Source organism: Enterococcus sp. DIV0086, assembly GCF_050498705.1.
Taxonomy (GTDB): domain Bacteria; phylum Bacillota; class Bacilli; order Lactobacillales; family Enterococcaceae; genus Enterococcus; species Enterococcus faecalis.
Window position 1 is genome coordinate 71,445 of record NZ_JBNIDN010000002.1, and the last position, 17,886, is coordinate 89,330.

16 protein-coding genes and 3 pseudogenes are annotated in these 17,886 nt (G+C 30.4%); 14 read left to right on the plus strand and 5 right to left on the minus strand.

Annotation, left to right across the window (positions count from 1 at the left end; all coding sequences use genetic code 11):
* The first annotated feature begins 537 nt into the window (after positions 1 to 537).
* Positions 538 to 1,638, plus strand: coding sequence for a glycosyltransferase family 4 protein (locus IGI63_RS14310; RefSeq protein ID WP_429976050.1), 1,101 nt, complete (start codon positions 538 to 540; stop codon positions 1,636 to 1,638).
* A gap of 272 nt (positions 1,639 to 1,910) precedes the next feature.
* Here IGI63_RS14310 and IGI63_RS14315 read toward each other — a convergent pair.
* A pseudogene (locus tag IGI63_RS14315) lies at positions 1,911 to 2,076 on the minus strand (IS30 family transposase); the annotation flags it as partial.
* A pseudogene (locus IGI63_RS14320) lies at positions 2,066 to 2,401 on the minus strand (DDE-type integrase/transposase/recombinase); the annotation flags it as partial. The pseudogenes IGI63_RS14320 and IGI63_RS14315, both read right to left, overlap by 11 nt.
* A 98-nt stretch (positions 2,402 to 2,499) precedes the next feature.
* Here IGI63_RS14320 and IGI63_RS14325 point away from each other — a divergent pair.
* The 5 genes and pseudogenes from IGI63_RS14325 (at position 2,500) to fic (ending at position 5,308) form a co-directional block, all read left to right on the plus strand.
* Complete coding sequence (locus IGI63_RS14325) at positions 2,500 to 2,622, plus strand: type I toxin-antitoxin system Fst family toxin (protein WP_429976051.1); 123 nt, start codon at positions 2,500 to 2,502, stop codon at positions 2,620 to 2,622.
* A 204-nt stretch (positions 2,623 to 2,826) separates the two neighbouring features.
* Complete coding sequence (gene mazE, locus IGI63_RS14330; RefSeq protein WP_429976052.1) at positions 2,827 to 3,057, plus strand: type II toxin-antitoxin system PemI/MazE family antitoxin; 231 nt, start codon at positions 2,827 to 2,829, stop codon at positions 3,055 to 3,057.
* Positions 3,057 to 3,405, plus strand: a pseudogene (locus IGI63_RS14335) (type II toxin-antitoxin system PemK/MazF family toxin). The gene mazE and the pseudogene IGI63_RS14335 overlap by 1 nt, the downstream one beginning before the upstream one ends.
* Before the next feature lie 113 nt (positions 3,406 to 3,518).
* On the plus strand, positions 3,519 to 4,457 hold the full coding sequence (locus IGI63_RS14340; protein WP_429976053.1) for a hypothetical protein: 939 nt from the start codon (positions 3,519 to 3,521) through the stop codon (positions 4,455 to 4,457).
* A gap of 248 nt (positions 4,458 to 4,705) precedes the next feature.
* On the plus strand, positions 4,706 to 5,308 hold the full coding sequence (fic, locus tag IGI63_RS14345; RefSeq protein ID WP_429976054.1) for a protein adenylyltransferase Fic: 603 nt from the start codon (positions 4,706 to 4,708) through the stop codon (positions 5,306 to 5,308).
* 423 nt (positions 5,309 to 5,731) lie between these two features.
* Here fic and IGI63_RS14350 read toward each other — a convergent pair whose 3' ends face one another.
* A complete protein-coding gene (locus IGI63_RS14350; protein ID WP_429976055.1) occupies positions 5,732 to 5,995 on the minus strand; it encodes a hypothetical protein in 264 nt (87 codons plus the stop codon).
* A 995-nt stretch (positions 5,996 to 6,990) separates the two neighbouring features.
* Here IGI63_RS14350 and IGI63_RS14355 point away from each other — a divergent pair.
* The 4 genes from IGI63_RS14355 to IGI63_RS14370 all read left to right on the plus strand — a co-directional run bounded on the left by IGI63_RS14355 (position 6,991) and on the right by IGI63_RS14370 (position 11,791).
* The gene (locus IGI63_RS14355; protein ID WP_429976056.1) at positions 6,991 to 7,179 is read left to right on the plus strand and encodes a hypothetical protein; all 189 of its coding nucleotides are present in this window, start codon (positions 6,991 to 6,993) and stop codon (positions 7,177 to 7,179) included.
* 515 nt (positions 7,180 to 7,694) lie between these two features.
* Positions 7,695 to 10,358, plus strand: coding sequence for an HAD-IC family P-type ATPase (locus IGI63_RS14360; protein ID WP_429976057.1), 2,664 nt, complete (start codon positions 7,695 to 7,697; stop codon positions 10,356 to 10,358).
* 285 nt (positions 10,359 to 10,643) lie between these two features.
* Complete coding sequence (locus IGI63_RS14365) at positions 10,644 to 11,276, plus strand: YfbR-like 5'-deoxynucleotidase (RefSeq protein ID WP_033601058.1); 633 nt, start codon at positions 10,644 to 10,646, stop codon at positions 11,274 to 11,276.
* 233 nt (positions 11,277 to 11,509) lie between these two features.
* Positions 11,510 to 11,791, plus strand: a complete 282-nt coding sequence (locus tag IGI63_RS14370; protein WP_016622482.1) for a hypothetical protein — start codon at positions 11,510 to 11,512, stop codon at positions 11,789 to 11,791.
* 195 nt (positions 11,792 to 11,986) lie between these two features.
* Here the strand turns inward: IGI63_RS14370 and IGI63_RS14375 are convergent, their stop codons facing one another.
* Positions 11,987 to 12,364, minus strand: coding sequence for a VOC family protein (locus IGI63_RS14375; RefSeq protein ID WP_429976058.1), 378 nt, complete (start codon positions 12,362 to 12,364; stop codon positions 11,987 to 11,989).
* A gap of 89 nt (positions 12,365 to 12,453) precedes the next feature.
* Here IGI63_RS14375 and IGI63_RS14380 point away from each other — a divergent pair, with 89 nt between their 5' ends.
* From IGI63_RS14380 to IGI63_RS14395, 4 genes are all read left to right on the plus strand, one after another.
* Positions 12,454 to 13,413 carry a LacI family DNA-binding transcriptional regulator gene (locus IGI63_RS14380; protein WP_033601060.1) on the plus strand — a complete coding sequence of 320 codons (960 nt, stop codon included), beginning with the start codon at positions 12,454 to 12,456 and terminating at the stop codon, positions 13,411 to 13,413.
* A gap of 345 nt (positions 13,414 to 13,758) precedes the next feature.
* On the plus strand, positions 13,759 to 14,289 hold the full coding sequence (locus IGI63_RS14385; RefSeq protein WP_429976059.1) for a GNAT family N-acetyltransferase: 531 nt from the start codon (positions 13,759 to 13,761) through the stop codon (positions 14,287 to 14,289).
* Between the two features lie 866 nt (positions 14,290 to 15,155).
* Complete coding sequence (locus IGI63_RS14390) at positions 15,156 to 15,452, plus strand: transposase (RefSeq protein ID WP_429976060.1); 297 nt, start codon at positions 15,156 to 15,158, stop codon at positions 15,450 to 15,452.
* 393 nt (positions 15,453 to 15,845) lie between these two features.
* A complete protein-coding gene (locus tag IGI63_RS14395) occupies positions 15,846 to 15,977 on the plus strand; it encodes a DDE-type integrase/transposase/recombinase (protein WP_429976299.1) in 132 nt (43 codons plus the stop codon).
* Positions 15,978 to 16,341: 364 nt separating this feature from the next.
* Here IGI63_RS14395 and xylB read toward each other — a convergent pair whose 3' ends face one another.
* Positions 16,342 to 17,832, minus strand: coding sequence for a xylulokinase (xylB, locus tag IGI63_RS14400; protein ID WP_429976061.1), 1,491 nt, complete (start codon positions 17,830 to 17,832; stop codon positions 16,342 to 16,344).
* Between the last annotated feature and the right edge of the window lie 54 nt (positions 17,833 to 17,886).

Genomic DNA, 17,886 nt, shown 5'->3' on the forward strand with positions numbered 1-17,886 from the left:
GAATCAAAAATCATGCGAGACCGTAGATGACAACATACTAAGTAACTTTCACAAGAAACAAGAAAGTAGAAACTGTGATTTCCAGTTTAAGGTTACTAGTAGCCCAAAGTACGGTTTCTGTTACACTTAGATGGTCACTAGGTTAATTTTAAAATTAACTAACACAACGAGTTTGTAAATGTACATTGTCATCTCTATCCTTGTGAAAAAGTGAGTGAAATCTCTAGATTAACAAAAATTGGTTCGGTAAAAGCTGGATTTGATTTTGAAAAAGCTGAGTTTATGTTAAATTCGAGACAGTTTCAATTCCAAAAATGTAAGAGTTGCTGGGCGATATTACATTGTGGACATTGTATAAAGACATACGAAAATAATGGGAAATTAGATAGACATAAAAAAGAGAGAGCATGTAAAGATAGTATAGAGGCATCTTGATTTGTTGTTAATCTGATGATTTTAGCATCTGAAATAAAGGGTATTTATGGTAAGCACAGCGAAACAAACATGGAGCTTTTAAAAAGCTAAGGAGAATAACTTATGTATTTTATAATAATTAAGCTTTTTATAACTTTTTTCCTTTCTTTTTTGACAACGCCTATCATGAGAATGTTTGCATTTCGAATTAATGCTGTAGACTATCCAAATAAAAGAAGAATAAATACTGAGCCAAAACCTTCCGCGGGAGGTCTCTCAATATTTCTGATATTTATGTTTTCTTCGGTAGTTTTGTTTAATAGTTTGATACCAAAACAATATCTATACCCGATTCTTTTGGGTGGATTTGTGGTTGTTATTACAGGACTTTTAGATGATATTTATGAGTTGTCTCCTGGGAAAAAAATGCTAGGAATATTTAGTGCAACATGTTTAGTATATTTTTTAGGAGATATTAATTTTAATAAAATTACATTGCCTTTTTTAGGACATATGAATGTTTCTCTGTTCTCTTTTCCCTTGACAGTATTTTGGATTATAGGGATAACAAATGCTATTAACTTAATTGACGGGTTAGATGGCTTGGCGGCAGGAGTTTCAAGTATTTCATTAGTAACTTTGGGAATAATTGGCTTCTTTTTTTTGTTAGATACTAAATATTACGTTGTAATACTAATATTTATATTAGTATCAGCCATTATGGGTTTTTTACCATACAATTTCTATCCCGCGTCCATATATTTAGGTGATACAGGGGCTCTTTTTTTAGGGTTCATGATTGCTGTACTTTCTTTGCAAAATCTTAAAAACGCAACATTTATAGGTATTGTTACGCCTATAATAATTGTTGGCTTACCCATTGTGGATGTTATATCTGCAATCATCCGTCGTATTGTTAACAAAAGGCCGATTACTTCAGCAGATAAAATGCATTTACACCATAGATTATTACATCTGGGGTTTACTCATAAAGGAGCTGTTTTAATTATTTATAGTATTACTTTAATCTTTTCTTTTGTTGCATTGTTAATGAATTATCAAAGTTTAGAAATGAATGTATTTATAATCATTATTTTACTAATAATAGTAGGATTTTTTGTTGAAATTATTGGGTTAGTAGACCCATCTAATAAGCCAGTGTTGTCAATTTTGAAAAAAATTAAAAAAATAACTTTCACTCAAGGAAGTCCAGCGTTGCAATAATAGAAAATAATTATTTTGAAAGTAGGAATAAAATATGAAATTGTTAGTTTATAGCGTTAATAAGGATATAATACTTTTGCTGAAAACTTAAAAAAACAAAAGGATTTGGTTTTCATAGAAGGTTATTTCAATGAGTTTTTTAAAAAAGAACTCATAAGCTTAGGCGTAGTAAAAGAAAATTTGCGTGACGCTATAGATGAAGTGAATTCGTGTTGGATACCTGATTTGAAAGAAACTAGAAATGATAAAACATATATTATTGACGTACATTGTCAAATTAAGTGCAACACCTTTTTTATAAAAAAATTCATAAGGTGTTTTCCAACCCAGACATTTTCTAGGTCGATTATTAATTTTAAAAGCGACTGATTCAATAAGATCATTTGAAATGGGGGTCATATCAACACTTTTAGGTAGGCACTCACGTACCAATCCATTTTTTCAGTCGTTTCAGGAAGGCGTACGCCGCTTGTATATCACGCTTTTACCTAGCCAAATATCTAAAGTCAATCCGTCTGCGTCAATCGCAAGATATAAATAGTGCTTTTCCACTTTGATTTTGATATAATTTCGTCCATTTTCCATGAATAGAAAAACTGTCTATTTTTCTTTTTCCAAATTTGATAAAGGCCTTTTCCACATTCCGGCACTCAGCGGTAAATCATGCTATGACAAACATGGATACCACGATAATATAAAATTTCTTGTACTTCTCGATAGCTGAGGTTATACCGAAGATAGTGCCAACGGCTACGATAATCACGTCTTACTGAAATTGTTTCCCCTTAAAAGGATCCATCTTCATTCCTCCAAACTATCATTTTTCTCTATTTTACCTTAAATTGTATTTGTTAGAAAACTTTGCAACAAAACCTTTCAAAGTATGTACTTTCTACTATTCTTGCTTCATTATTTATGGGAGTGCTTTTAGCATTTTTCAAGCACTGGATTGAAAAACGGAACAAACAGTCAGCAAGCGAATAAGAGGCAAACAGACCCCCGCGGCTACCTATGGTAGTAGGGTTCTTTACAATTTTTTCTGAACAAAAGTTTTTGACCTTGGTTAATTAATCCCAAAATATTTAATCTCATCTATTTAATTCAATTACATTAAGTTAATTAATCATAGTATAGAATTCTTTAAACCTATTGAAATATACAGTATAATGAATGATGAGGAGTGATTGTATGTTAACTACAAAATCAAGGAAACAAGAAAGTTCTGTAGTATTGACTTTACCATCTAATAATGGACAAAAACCAAAAGCAGACCAAGAATATATAGTGATGTATTCTGATGACGGGGCAATTACATTAGTTCCCAAATTACAAGATCCATTTAGTGGTGGAGCAGAAGAGGAGTACTATGAAAAAGACGAATGGCATGATATTGAACCTGGAGAGAGAGAATTATTTTAATGAGTGACAAAAAGAAATACATTTCTAAAAAGGGCGATATTGTATGGATAGATTTCGATCCTTCAACTGAAAAAAATTCAGAAAAGATGTCCAGGTCTAGTAGTTTTTAGATATGAATCTAATAGAAAGACAATGTTTGCAGTAATTTGCCTAATAACTTCTATAATTAAAAATATACCAACGCGTTATATATTACTTGATGAACTTGATGAAATGGAAACTCATGGACAAGTTGTTATTTCTCAACTAAAATCTTTGTATTTTACGGAAAGAAGACTAAGTCAGATAGAAAACTTACCTTTAAAAGATATGGCTAAGATAGATCAAACAATTGAATATATTTTTTAATTATTAAACAGTAGGAAAGAATACATATAATAGTTGATATTCATAAATTCTTTCTTTTTATAACATCTATTTACTATAACGTATTATAGTAAATAGATGGAAAGGAGCAAAAATTGAACCTAAGAAAAATAGAACAAGAAATTGAAGAAATATTGGCTAAGGATACCCATTCATGGGTACGTCTATACGAGCTCATAAGAGAAGTAGAATATAATAAATTATGGCGTAATGAGTATAGTTCTTTCACACGGTGGATTAAACATTTGGCATATGTAGCTGGAGTAACTGAATCGCTAATATGGAAAAGAAAAAAAGCAGGAGAAATATACTTTGAATACCAGCAACGAGCAGCAGGTAGGGGAGTTAATGTTCCTAACATAGAGGATGTAGAAGTCAGTCCAGATAATTTTGAATTGGTAGAAAAAATTAGTCAAGGAAATAGCCAAATAAAGGATGACTTAATGCAAAAAGTTTTATCAAAAGAGATTAAGCGATCTGACTTATTAAATACTTGGGCAACTATTAAAGCGATACAAGCTAAAGAGGGTGGCGGTATAGTTAAAAAAAATCGATACTCTAAAATTGATAGTAGTGACGAACAAATATTTACTATATCTGATTTTTCTTTTGCATTATCAGATAGTTCCTGGTTACAAAGTACTAAGAATTCATATCACAAAGGAAAATCAATTTATAGGTTAGTTCCTAATTTTTCTTTTTATTCTTCGTTATTAATAAGATCAGTTACTTTAGATTTTTTGATGCTAGAAAACGTATCTAGTAAATATACACAAGAAATAAATACACATAGCATTGAAATAGTTTTATCATATAACAACCTCAACAATATAATTTTAAATCCTAAAACTAATTATAGTTGGATAGTTGTTCCTGAAGATATTTTATCACTTGCATCTAAAAATCTTCCTGAAGAAATAGGGTTATTAAAAATTTCATCTGAAAGAAAAATTCAAATTGTTAAACATGCGGAACTTAATAACGAAACTAGTAAATTAGATATTTTACAAGCGTTCATTGTTAAAACTATCTAAATTAACATCTTATATGTAATAACAAAAAAGTTTATCATGATGATGTACCGTATCTCAAAAAAGGGCATTGAGTTTATTTTTACCATAAGAGAAAAGGGGAATATTACTGGAGAAAAGCTGGATAGTAAGTATCTCTATTTTTTTGATTGTTATGTAACTTTCGTGTTAAAATACATTGAAAAACTTAGTATAAAAGTTGAAGGAGTCATTGAAAAAGAAGATTAATAATTAGTAGGCGGTGATTTTAGTTGCTAGAAAACAAATTAGGCATTACTAACCAACTTGAATTAAACAGAGTTGAGGAGCGTATTAGTAAAGAAAAAGCAAAACGATTATATGACTCAAAAGATATTGAAAGAGTAGAAGTTGGAACATTCAAAGGGCTATCTTACATCCATAATTATTTATTTGAAGATATTTATGAATTTGCTGGTAAAGTAAGAAGTCAAAATATTTCTAAAGGAAATTTTCGCTTTGCACCAGTAATGTACTTAAAAGTCTCTTTAGAACATATAGATAAAATGCCACAAAGTACTTTAGATGAGATTGTAGCCAAATATGTTGAAATGAATATTGCGCATCCTTTTCGTGAAGGTAATGGCAGAGCAACCAGAATATGGTTAGATCTAATTCTAAAAAAAGAATTAAAGCAAGTTGTTGACTGGAACTTAATCGATAAGGAAGATTATTTGTCTGCAATGGAAAGAAGCCCAGTTAAAGATTTGGAAATCAAACACTTAATCTCAAGTGCTTTAACTGATAAGATTAATGATAGAGAAATTTTCATGAAGGGTATTGATATTAGCTATTATTATGAGGGATATACCGAATACAACGTTGATGAATTATAAATTAAATAAGAAAAACAAAAGTAGCTTGGATTAATTGTCCTCCAAGCGGCTTTTGTTTTAGGAAAAAAAGAACTAAGAGAATTACAGTCTGTTTGATAGCTAGTTATATAATATAGTATTTAAACGGCTGAATTTAGTTTTATTTTTAGTTTTTTTATCAATGATAAGTTGTCATAAAAAAGATTATTTGTTGAATTTTATGTTATAATTCAGACTTTTTATTTTACTTTGTTAATGATTATATTTTAACAAAATAAATAAATCTCTGTGTAATAACAGCGTAAAAAATACATCTTGATTCATTATGTAAACGGAGTAATTATATTATTTACCAAATTAAAAAATCTATTTGGTGGTGAATTATAAGGTAAATATCAAGAAAAAGGCAAATTGAATATCTTAACCAAAGGGAAGAGAAATATTTTAATAACGAGTGATAACATATAATTTACGGCTATTTTTAAATTCTATAGACGCTAACTTTAAAGCAGATTTAATTGCTTCGTTTTTTATCAAAAATCTAAATTCTCTTTTATAAAATCCGTTCTCTAATATTAGATATTTATCTCTGTCTTTGATCAATACGATAGATCGATCTTTTTTAAATGTGTAAATTTTTATAGCACAATCATTCTTTAAAGAAGAACGTATATACGGTTTTAATTGCTTTTTATCAATAATCTTCATAATCATTATTCTCCTATGATAATTTGATAAATAAGTATTACACTGTTTTTTTGTTTTCATTTATTTTTACATAGTTTTTTTACTTCTTTGTCAAACATCTTTTTTACTAGGCTTGAACTAATAAAGAATACATTAATCTTATCTTTATTTAAATCAAATGCTATTCAATAAGGTTTTTTATCAAGAATAAGCTTCATTTCATAACACTTTTTGTTTTTTACACGGACTGGTTTTATTTTATAAAAATTATATTCTATACTAACTTTTATTTTATTTGTAATTATACGCTTAAATAAATATTGTTTTTCATTTTGAAAGTGTTTCAGTTTCTTTTACGTAACCTAATAACGTCAATTAATCATATATTAAGTGTCTCTGCACATTGTTTATTTTCAAAGCCTTTCGGGATTACTTCAACAAAATACAGCAACAATCCTTCTTCCCGCATTGTTTATACTTAAAATTTCTAACCAAATTATACCAAGATACATACCTATTTTTTTAATTTTTAAATAATTTTTTGTAATATTTGTAATTAAAAATAATTATAATAGGCACTAATCTTATAATTTTTATACATCTCCAACTATATAATCGCTTTAAAGATATAAAAACTTCTAATCCAGAAAAATATTTATATTTTCTCAATATAAGAATCCTTTATTTATTTTAAGTTTTTTATATAAGTTTATTACTAATTATTATTTAAGGGTTAGCTATTTAATGGGATATATGTCACATCAATAAACTTTAATAATCTTTTTTACGCTGTAATATAAAAGAATTTTGGAATCGCTAGCACATGACCTTATCTTTTGATTTCGCGATTATGTATATATGCATATAATTTTTCTTAATTAAAAAAAATTATTTAAAAGTAAAACTTCAGCATTAAATGTTGGATACTTCGTTTTATTTTTAAGTATGAGTATATGGCATGGTTTAACCTGTTTCTACATTGCCTATAGGCTATACCACGCAACATTGATAATTGGATGAAATATGACGTTTTAGGCGAAGAAAATAGTTGGGTGGCAGAATGGACAGCGAACCCAAGTGCTAATAACTTATTGCTCACAGATACAGCCGCTTGGCAATGGAGTAGTCAAGGTTCTTTTGATTTCATTACTGAATCTAACTTTGACTTCAACGTGGATTACCTAGGACGCTTTACTACTAACTAATAAAGAGCGATTCTTTTTAGAATCGCTCTTTTTTCCTGTCTAGTCGACCACTGAACAAACATACCTAAAATACTTCACCAGATAAATAGACAGTCGTTTTCCGCCGACTGTCTAAGACTAAGATAGATTTGTAAAGAAGTGAATAACATACTTTACATAATAGAATTTTAACATATACAAATAAAATGAGCCAAATTTTAGTATCTTAAATACATTAGTTATTATGTTATATATATTTAAATGTAAATTATTCAACGTAAGTTTTTATTTGTTAGTTTCAAGTAAAAGCTTGCAAAGTTATTCATAATTCTGTATTCTTATATTTATATCAAAGGAGGTGGTTTAATTGACAAGTGACTCGATAGAAGGTGAGCAGAGAACTTTAGTATGTTTATCCTATTTCTTAATTGAATAAGAATACAGTAGTGCATCAAAAATTACTTTTCATTACCAGGATAGTAATAGATGGGCTTTTTTGTGTTTAACTATATTAAGATAGGGGATTAAAATAATTTATGGAAGAAAAAAAAATATACCAATTAAATATCAATGAGGTATTAAGAAAATACAATATATCAGATTTAGAAAATGGTTTAACAGATAAACAAGTTAAAGAAAGTTTGTTAATGTACGGATTAAATAAATTAGAGTCAAAGAAGATACCAAAATGGAAACTACTTATTAGACAATTTAATAACATGATAATCTATATTTTATTGTTTTCGGCATTGCTTACATTGATAATGGGACATATCTCAGATGCCCTTATTATTGCATTAGTGGTTATTGTCAATGCAATGATTGGCTATTATCAAGAGGCAAGTGCCTCAGACGCTTTAGAGCGAATCCAAGAAATGCTATCTTCTGAGGCAACTGTGTATAGAGATGGGATCAGAAAAGATATTCTTTCCGAAGAAGTGGTTGTTGGTGATGTTGTCTTTTTAGAAGCTGGTGATAATGTTCCAGCAGATTTGAGAATCGTTGAAGCCGATAATTTGAGGATCCAAGAATCTGCTCTGACTGGTGAACCTGATTCTGTAAAGAAGACTGAAGAATCTTTAGAAACGAAAGACATACCACTTGCTGAAAGAGTTAATTTAGCTTTTGCTTCAACTTCTGTTACTTCTGGTAGTGGCATAGGAGTTGTAACTTCAGTTGGTGAAAAGACTGAAATAGGAAAAATATCAACTGATGTTAATAATACGGAAACTAGAAAAACTCCACTCATGAAAGAGATAGATGGCTTAGGTAAAGGAATTACTTATGTCATCATGGGGGTAGCAGTAGCTTTGTTTATTTTTAGTTTGATTTTAGAGACTTATTCTTTGTCAGTGCTATCTCTTGCCGTAGTTACAATGATTGTGGGGTCTATCCCTGAGGGATTACCAGCCACAACTTCCGTTGTTCTAGCAATGGGTGTGAGTGATATGGCTAAGAACAAGAATACAATAGTTAAGACCTTGCCTGCTGTAGAAACATTAGGCTCTGTAAATGTTGTAGCTACAGATAAAACTGGAACTTTAACTAAAAATGAAATGACTGTGAAAGATATTATTTTTTACAAAAAATATCTTCAAGTTACAGGAGATGGATACAAACCCAAAGGAGAGATTCTTCATAATGATTCTCCAGTTATAGTCGATAACCAACTTGAATTGTTTTTAGAAGCTGGGTTTGAAGCTAATGATACGGTGCTGGTAAAAGAAGAGGACCGTTGGACAATTAATGGAGAGCCTACAGATGGTTCTTTCTTAACGTTGTTTTATAAGCAATATTCTTATCCTAAGAAACCAGACTATGAAGAAATAGACATGTTACCATTTGACTCAGACTATCGATACATGGCAAAGCTTGTTGAAAATAGTCACAAAGAACGGATTATTTTTATAAAAGGTTCTCCCGATAAACTTTTTCCAATGGCACAATCTTTTGATTCTTCATTTGATGAGAAATATTGGTTCCAACAAGTATCAGAACTTTCTGAGGAAGGAAAAAGAGTTGTTGCTGTTGGATTCAAAAAAGTCTCTTCAGATATTGGGGAAGTGACACATGAATTACTTAGTCAGGGTATAGATTTACTGGGGATTGCTGGAATCATTGACCCTCCAAGAGAAGAAGTTATTCATGCCTTAAAAGAAATGAATCGTGCGGGTGTGCATGTCAAGATGATAACGGGTGACCATCCTTTAACAGCAAAAGCAATAGGCGAAAAACTTTGTTTAGCTTCTAAGATAAACGTGGTCACTGGTGCAGAACTTGACAGTATGTCACACGAAGAGTTTAAGAATGCAGTGTTGTATAATCAAGTATTTGCAAGAACCACACCAAAAAATAAAATGGATATTGTAGAAGCTTTACAAGAAAGTGGAAAAGTAACTGCAATGACGGGTGATGGTGTCAATGATGCTCCCGCTCTAAAGAAAGCAGATATTGGTGTAGCCATGGGAATGAACGGAACTGATGTTGCAAAAGATTCTGCGGATATGATTCTAACAGATGATAATTTTGGAACAATGTCTGTAGCCATCAGAGAAGGTAGAAGAATTTACGATAATATCAAGAAGAGCATATTATTCCTTCTGCCAACATCTTTTGCTGAAGGTTTAATCATTGCTTTTACAATTTTGACGCAAAAAGAAATGCCATTACAACCAACACAATTATTATGGATTAATATGGTATCAGCAATTACAATTCAGTTTGCTTTTATCTTTGAGCCTGCTGAAAAGGGGATTATGCATAGAAAACCACGTAAAAATGGGAATCGTTTGTTAAACAATCATGATATATGGCAAATGGCTTACGTATCGGTTTTGATGGCTCTGATAAGTATTATTTCATATGAATGGTTATTAGCAAAAGGTGTTAGCCAAGCAGTTGCTAGTACTATGATGATTAATGTTGTTGTATTGAGTAAGATATTCTACTTATTCAATATTCGTACTAGTCAGCCGGTAATATCCAAAAGTTTCTTTAGTAATCCAAAAGCCTTTGTAATAATTTTGATTATGATTGTTCTTCAGATAATTTTGACCTATGTCCCATTTATGCAGTCTTTGTTTCACACTTCTGAGATGTCAATAATTCTCTGGGGTATTTCGATTGTATCAGGCATTGTCATTCTTATTATCACAGAAATTGACAAGTTACTTAGGCTAAAATTAAATAACCAAACGTAGAGACAATATACACAAAAATAAAATTAGATAAAAGCCGATTAGATTGTTCTGGTCGGTTTTTTTATATTACTACAAGTATATGATAATGTTAGTCGAAAAGATACTTTTCGAAGTTTTTCTAACTAGCTATATTAAGATCACAATTTATCAACCTTCTTTCCACGAATTTTTAAGTGTAAAAGTAATTGAAGTTGTGATTAATATTTGCTTTCTACAATAACTGTCTATTCTCTTGTGATATAATAGGCAAAAAAGTGAGTCTACATTTCAGGAGATGATTTAGTAATGGGATTGAATGCATTTTTAACAGGATTAGCAAATTTAGAAAAAATAAGGAGAGCTCCAGGTTTTTTTAAATTTACTGAACACACGGTAGCTGCTCATTCATTTAGAGTAGCAATGATTGCTCAAACTTTAGCTGATATAGAAGAGTTGTCCGGGAATAACATTAATTGGCAAACTCTCTATGAAAAGAGTCTAAATCATGATTATACGGAAAGATTTATTGGTGATATAAAAACACCAGTGAAATATGCTAATAAAGAATTACGCAGCATGTTAGCTTCTGTTGAAGAAAGCATGACAGAAGCTTTTATAAATCAAGAAATTCCTAATGAGTTTCAAAAAATTTATCAAAGAAGACTTTCAGAAGGAAAAGATGATACTTTGGAAGGTCAAATTTTATCCGTTGCAGATAAAATAGACTTAATGTATGAATCATACGAAGAAATTTCTAAATCAAATCCAGATAATGTATTTAAGGATATGTTTTTCGATGCAGTAATAACCGTAAAACAATATAGAACGCTAAGTAGTGTCGAATATTTTTTTGAAAATATTTTTCCAGAACTAATCCAAGATGATTTTTATGGTAAACTTTCGTTCCAAAAAGAAATAGAAGCTATCCTTAATGATTGAATATCTAATAATTAAAAAAATTTATAGAATAGAAAAATTTTTTTATATGCAGTAACCCCTAAAAGTTAGATATAAAAATCTAACTTTTAGGGGTTTTTTGTATTATTTATTAGGTATTTAAATAGATTATTCTATTTAAACTTGAACAATAAGAAAAAAACTATATTTTTTCCTTGCTATGGAACCAGTTTCATCATTTATTCTAAATTTGTAAAAATAGAGGAGGGAAGAAAATGTTTACAAATATCGAAATACAAGGAGAAAAAGGTAATCAATTGATCTATGTACGTTTAACAATTGAAGGAGATACTTTGGTCTTGAAGAGTCTTACTGGCAGTGATCGTGGAAAATTAAGAATGATTCCACTGAATGAAATCGAAAAGCAGGTTTTCGATAATTATTTTGGAGGACAAAGGTGGTCTTTTGAATACTTAGGGGTTACTTGGAAGATTTTTGAATATGGTACAGGACTCTTCTCGTATATTCAAAAGAATTTACAGCTGCTAACTTATTAATAAAAAAACAAAAAAGACTTAAAATTCAAGTCTTTTTTGTTTCAGTAAAAGTATCTGCTAGTGCATAACTAATTCTAAATAATTATAAATGTTACTAAAGGATAGTATAGTTTCTTAATTTTAAATTCCTAATAAATCGTTCGAATTAAATAATATTACTTCTATACCAAATAAAAATAATTTAATTACCTTTTTTTAAATGGTTAATTCTAGTAGATTTCCTTCAGGATCTTTTACTATAGATTCATAATAACCATCACCAGTCCACCTAGGGCCATTTAATATTTCAAATCCATCTTTAATGAATTGCGTAGTCATTCGATTTACGTCTGATACTTCACCAACTTTAATTGCTAGGTGAGCAAAAACTAAAGAAAAATTATTACCATCAACTAATCCAGATTTATTTTGAATCTCCAAACGGGCACCATCTTTAAAAATTAAAAAATAAGAACGAAAGCCTGTTCTAGAGTTATGGTAAAGTTCAGTTGCAGTAGCGTTAAAGTAAGCTGTATAAAAATCCTTCATCATTTCTAAATCGTTTACCCAAAGTCCGATATGTTCAATTTCCATTTGATATTCACTTCTTCCTGTTTATTTTGTAAAATTTATTGTAAGATTACTATAATTTATGGAACGCGTTCCAAGTCAAGGAGAAAAAAATGCATACTATTTCAGATATTGCAAAAATTGCTGGAGTTTCAAAAACGACTGTTTCCCGAGTATTAAATGATGAAAAATATGTTTCTGATAAGTTACGACAACGTGTTAAAAAAATTGCAGACGAGTTAGGTTATATTCCGAACGGTAATGCTATTAGTCTTAGTACTGGAAAAACATATACTCTAGGTGTCTTGTTGCCCGCATATGATAATTGTTATGACGAACTGTTAAACTCGATTTTATTAAATGCAAAAGAAAAAGACTATCATGTTATGGTATTGCCTAGTTATTATGAATTTATTACTGAAAAAACCTACTATGAAATGTTTCGTCGTAAAGTCATAGACGGTCTAATTCTAGCTTCCATAAATGCTCCAGAAAATATAATTATAGATTTACAAAAATATGGGAAAATAGTCTCTGCTGAAAAGCTAGATAACAGAGATATAACTATGATTTATCCTGATAGAACTGCTGCGTATAAAACTTTATTTGGTCATTTAAAAACGTTAGGTAAGAAAAGAACTGTGTTTACTTTAGAACGATCACCAGAGGTTAGTAAAAGCTCTCTAAATAAAATTAAGTCTTTCCAAAATCATTTTACTGAGCCCATAGAAAATAAAGATTTTTTCATTGGAATTAAAAGCTTTGATGATGGTTATCAGTTAGGTAAACATTTGGCAAAATCTCAAAATGTTCCTGAAATAATATATACGAGCGGTGATCAAATAGCAGCCGGTGTTATTAAGGCTTTTAACGAGAATAAGATTAAACATGGAGAAGATTATCAAATTATTGGAGAAGGAAACACACCATATAGTCAAACTTTGAACTTTTCTTCTATCGATTTTCGTTTAACTGAAATTGGTGAACTCCTCGTTACACACATAATTTCTGACGTAGAACAAGAAAGTAAATCATTTACACCTAATATTTTATTTCGTGGTCATTTAGAATAATATAGTTAGTCATTAATTCACAACACTTAAGACATAGATAGTTATCAAGTAGAAAACACAGCTCTATTAAAATAACTTTAATAGAGGGATTTTCTGTTTCTTAAATAGTATTACAGCTAGAATATCAGGGTGCTGGTCCTTATACAGGAATTAAACGGAATATAATGTAAATAGGTACTAAAGGATATTTTAGTTCTATAGCTATGTTATTGAAACCTTTAAAATAAGTTGTTACTATTAAAGCAATAATTGAAGTAGATTTTTGTTTGCAAACTTATGTTTACTTTTGGTAAGCATATAGCTTCTTAAAATTTAAACTTATTAATAGAAGGGAAAGTACAAAGCATGCAAATTAGAAAAATAGATAAAAAAGATTTTTCAATAGTTTCTAAAATGATTCGAGAATCTTTTGAGCATACGGAGCATGGATATGGTAACGAAGCTGAATTAGTTGATAAGATACGCGCCAGTACCACATACATTCCTGCTTTAGAAATGGTTGTTGTTGACAATGATAGCTCTATAATAGGTCATGGATTATTAAGTGAAGTAGAAATTATTGATTCTGACAATGTTCCTCATGTGGGATTAGTTTTGGCTCCACTTGATGTGGCAGTTAATCATCAAAATAAAGGAATAGGAAGTAAAATCTTAATAGAGTTAGAAAAAGCAGCGACAGAAATGCATTATCGATTCATCAGCATTCTTGGTCATCCCGATTATTATCCTAGATTTGGCTATATGCCAGCGAGTAAATACAATATCGAGGCACCTTTTGATGTCTCCGATGAACTATTTATGATAAAACCATTATATGATGATGCACTAGATTCAATTAGTGGAACAATAAAATATTCTGATGCTTTTAATGAATAATGCAATAGGAGCTGATATCAGCTCTTTTTGCATGTTGTTATCTGGATTTGCCGAAAAATTATTACTTTTAATCCCAAAAATCTAAAAAGAAACGTAACCGTTATAAAATAAAACATCCGTACAGTCACGCACTTAATTTGGTCATTAAGAATATGTAAGTCTACTACATAAACGCTTCATGAACGTGAATCTAATGATAATTATACATAAATAAAAAATCAAAAACGAACAATGTAAGTTATTAATCATTTAAACTTCCTTAAATATCACTAAAAAACGAATAATTTTCTTTAACAAGTATAATTTTTGCTCTTAATCTTATCATTCAGCCCTTTTACACTACTTTGAATAATACATCTTATGTTAACTAGAATTTTTATATTTGAAAAAATAAAAAAGGATAGCCTAATTTTCTCACCATCCAAAATTACGACCAACAATTTCCCATATTAGAGCTCCTCCAGGATAATCAGATACCACAATTCCATTTAATATTTACTCTTATATAATCAAATGTATGAGGATCTAAATCTTGAGTATTTTTCCAGTTGGTTAACAAATTCCCAGTAAAGCTGAGATAATTAATATAAATCATCCCATTACCTTTTCCAACATTTTTATAGTGTATCCCAATCAATTTCACTTTCCTCATTTTCGAAGTATCTAGTACGATCTAAAACTCCCGTATTTTGTAAATAAATTGTTTCTTGTAAGAAATTCCAATAACTTTTATTAATCATAACCATGCTCTCACCATCTTTAGTATTAGCAATCTCAATAGGCTGACTATCTGACACAACATGCGGATATATACTAATAAAGTAGACATTTTATTAATGGTTTACTGTCTATAAGTAGACACAATAATGAAAGGGAGAACTCTTATATCCCGTTACAAAAAATACGATGAAGATTTCAAGAAAAGCTTGGTTAATCTTTATCATGGCGGGAAAACTCAATCTAGTTCATGCAAAGAATATGGGATTTCACAAACAACTATCTCACGATGGATCAAACTCTATTCTGAAATCGAGGAATCCGGAGCGCTTCTTGCTGCTAACCAAGTGATAGAACTCTTAAAACAAAAGGCTGCTTCAGAAGAGAAAAATCTTATTTCAAAAAAAGCGATTGCCACATTTATGCCACACGCCACCAACGACTAAGAGTTATTTTCTTACTTCAATCAGAACACACTGTTTCTAAGTTATTTCGTGTGCTGAAAGTCAATCGTAGTACATTTTATAAATATAATAACAGAAAACCTTCCCCTCGCTTTCTTGAAAATTAAGAACTAAAACGGAACGGTTGATTCTTCAGGTTTACACAGAATAGGTGCTGCAAAAATGCAAATTCTTTTATAACGTGAACATAGCGTTTCAATTAGTATCGACAGAGTGCACCGTCTAATCAAATCAATGAACTTACCAAAAACGGCGACCGTAAAACCAAAATTCCGTTATCAAAAACCTACGGTTTCTTTGACTTATACAAATTTAGTACAATAACAGTTTAAAACAAGGCAGCCCATCAAAGCATGAATAAGTACTATCTCCTATATTCTAGTAAAAAATGGGTTTGTTTATCTTTGCGTCATTCTCGATCTTTTTTCTCGAAAAGTAATTGCCTGGAATGTTTACAATAAAATGACAGCTAGTCTCGTTTGCGATATCTTAGAAAAAAGCTGTTAGTAGAAGAAAACTTGCATGCTCAGTCATTTTCCACTATGATAGGAGATCTCAATATCTTTCGAACCAACTTCAACAGCTTCAAGAAAAATTAGTAATTGTTCCATCCTACTCAAAATTAGCTTATCTGGGAGACAACGAGGTGGCTGAGTCTTTCTTAAATGGATGAACCATGAAGAATTGAAACGCCATACGTTCTCTTCGTTAGAAGAAATCAAACTTGCTTGTTTTAAATATATCGAGAGTTTTTATAATCTTAGAAGATCTTATGCAGCAATTGATATGCGTTTTCCAAAAATAAAAGAAAAAAAATATTGGAAATCCCACTAAAAATATGCTTTTTTCTGTCTACTTTATTGTTTAAAATTTACTCTTGTAATTGGTAACAAATCTCTTTAGTAGCAGAATATACTTTACTATATATTTGAAAGAGTTTATTATATATCAATACATTTTTTTCAATTGGTTGATATACTTTTTTGTATTTCACAAACATTTCAATACAACTATCAACGTCTGTACACATACCACAACCGATAACTGCTAATATTGCAGCCCCTAGGCTAGGCCCCTGTTCTGTTACCAATGTAGTGATAGGGATACCAAAAATATCTGCCTGTATCTGAAGCCATTCTTGATTTTTCGATCCTCCCCCTACAGAGATAATTTTTTTAATATTCAAATTTTTTCTTTGTTCCATGATTATCTTAGATTCTTTTAATGAAAAAGTTATTCCTTCAATAACTGATCGTTTAAAATGTTTAATGCTATGTCGACTATCGATACCAATAAAACTACCTCGAATTTGACTATCTTGATACGGTGTTCTTTCTCCTCTTATGTAAGGGGTAAAAATCAATCCCTCACTTCCTACCATTACTTCATCAATATTAGCTAACAAGTCAGAAAATTCCACATTTTTAGCGAATGTATCTCTAAACCATTTTAAAGAATTACCTGCTGCCAATGTTACTCCCATGGAATAATAAGAATTAGGTAAAGCTGAATTAAATAAATGGAGATTACCTTGATATTCGCTCTCAGAATCGTCTTCCATTGACAAAAAGACCCCACTAGTACCAATTGATAGCATCGCTAATTCGGAACTAACTATCCCAGCTCCAATAGCCGCACAAGCATTATCAGCACCACCTGCAAAAATTTCCACTTTTGTTTCTAATCCAAATCTATTAAATAATGAACTTCTCATATTACCAACTTTAGCTGAAGATTCAAATACCGTTGGTAAATACTCCTCAGGAATATTAAACTTATCGAGAATTATCTTGGACCAAACGCGCTTTTTAACATCTAGCATTAACGTTCCAGCCGCATCTGAATAATCCGTAGAATAACAACCAGTTAACCAATGTACCAAATAATCCTTAGGTAACATTATATGCCTCGTTTTAGTCCAATTCTTTTTTTCATTTTCTTGAATCCATAAAATTTTGGGTAGAGTAAAACCTTCTAAAGCAACATTTTTAGTGATTTCCTGTACTTCCCTACCCATACAATTCATAATATAATCACATTGTTTCGTTGTGCGTACATCATTCCATAAAATAGCAGGACGAATTATTTCATTATTCTTGTCTAATAGTACTAAACTATGCATTTGACCAGATATACTGATTCCTTTTAATTCTTTTCTCATTTCGGGGATTTTACTCAATAAATCATTAATTACATTTTCAATTGCCTTAATCCAATCGCTTGGATTTTGTTCACTATATCCTGGTCTTGAAGAAAACAACGGATAATCTGATGAAGCTGTAGCGATGACATCTCCTATTTCAGATACCAATAATCCTTTTAATGAACTTGTACCTAAATCTATACCTAAAACATAACTCATAATTATTAAATCCTTTCAAAAAAGCTGAAATATCTGCAAAAGATATTTCAGCCC

Excerpts from the sequence above, each read along its gene's own strand:
- IGI63_RS14375 (WP_429976058.1), bottom strand. The coding sequence starts at position 12,364 with ATGGAAATTGAACATATCGGACTTTGGGTAAACGATTTAGAAATGATG.
- IGI63_RS14350 (WP_429976055.1), bottom strand. The coding sequence starts at position 5,995 with ATGAAGATTATTGATAAAAAGCAATTAAAACCGTATATACGTTCTTCT.
- IGI63_RS14385 (WP_429976059.1), top strand. The coding sequence starts at position 13,759 with ATGCAAATTAGAAAAATAGATAAAAAAGATTTTTCAATAGTTTCTAAA.
- IGI63_RS14390 (WP_429976060.1), top strand. The coding sequence starts at position 15,156 with ATGAAAGGGAGAACTCTTATATCCCGTTACAAAAAATACGATGAAGAT.
- IGI63_RS14365 (WP_033601058.1), top strand. The coding sequence starts at position 10,644 with ATGGGATTGAATGCATTTTTAACAGGATTAGCAAATTTAGAAAAAATA.
- mazE (WP_429976052.1), top strand. The coding sequence starts at position 2,827 with ATGTTAACTACAAAATCAAGGAAACAAGAAAGTTCTGTAGTATTGACT.
- IGI63_RS14360 (WP_429976057.1), top strand. The coding sequence starts at position 7,695 with ATGGAAGAAAAAAAAATATACCAATTAAATATCAATGAGGTATTAAGA.
- IGI63_RS14355 (WP_429976056.1), top strand. The coding sequence starts at position 6,991 with ATGAAATATGACGTTTTAGGCGAAGAAAATAGTTGGGTGGCAGAATGG.
- xylB (WP_429976061.1), bottom strand. The coding sequence starts at position 17,832 with ATGAGTTATGTTTTAGGTATAGATTTAGGTACAAGTTCATTAAAAGGA.
- IGI63_RS14310 (WP_429976050.1), top strand. The coding sequence starts at position 538 with ATGTATTTTATAATAATTAAGCTTTTTATAACTTTTTTCCTTTCTTTT.
- IGI63_RS14370 (WP_016622482.1), top strand. The coding sequence starts at position 11,510 with ATGTTTACAAATATCGAAATACAAGGAGAAAAAGGTAATCAATTGATC.
- IGI63_RS14380 (WP_033601060.1), top strand. The coding sequence starts at position 12,454 with ATGCATACTATTTCAGATATTGCAAAAATTGCTGGAGTTTCAAAAACG.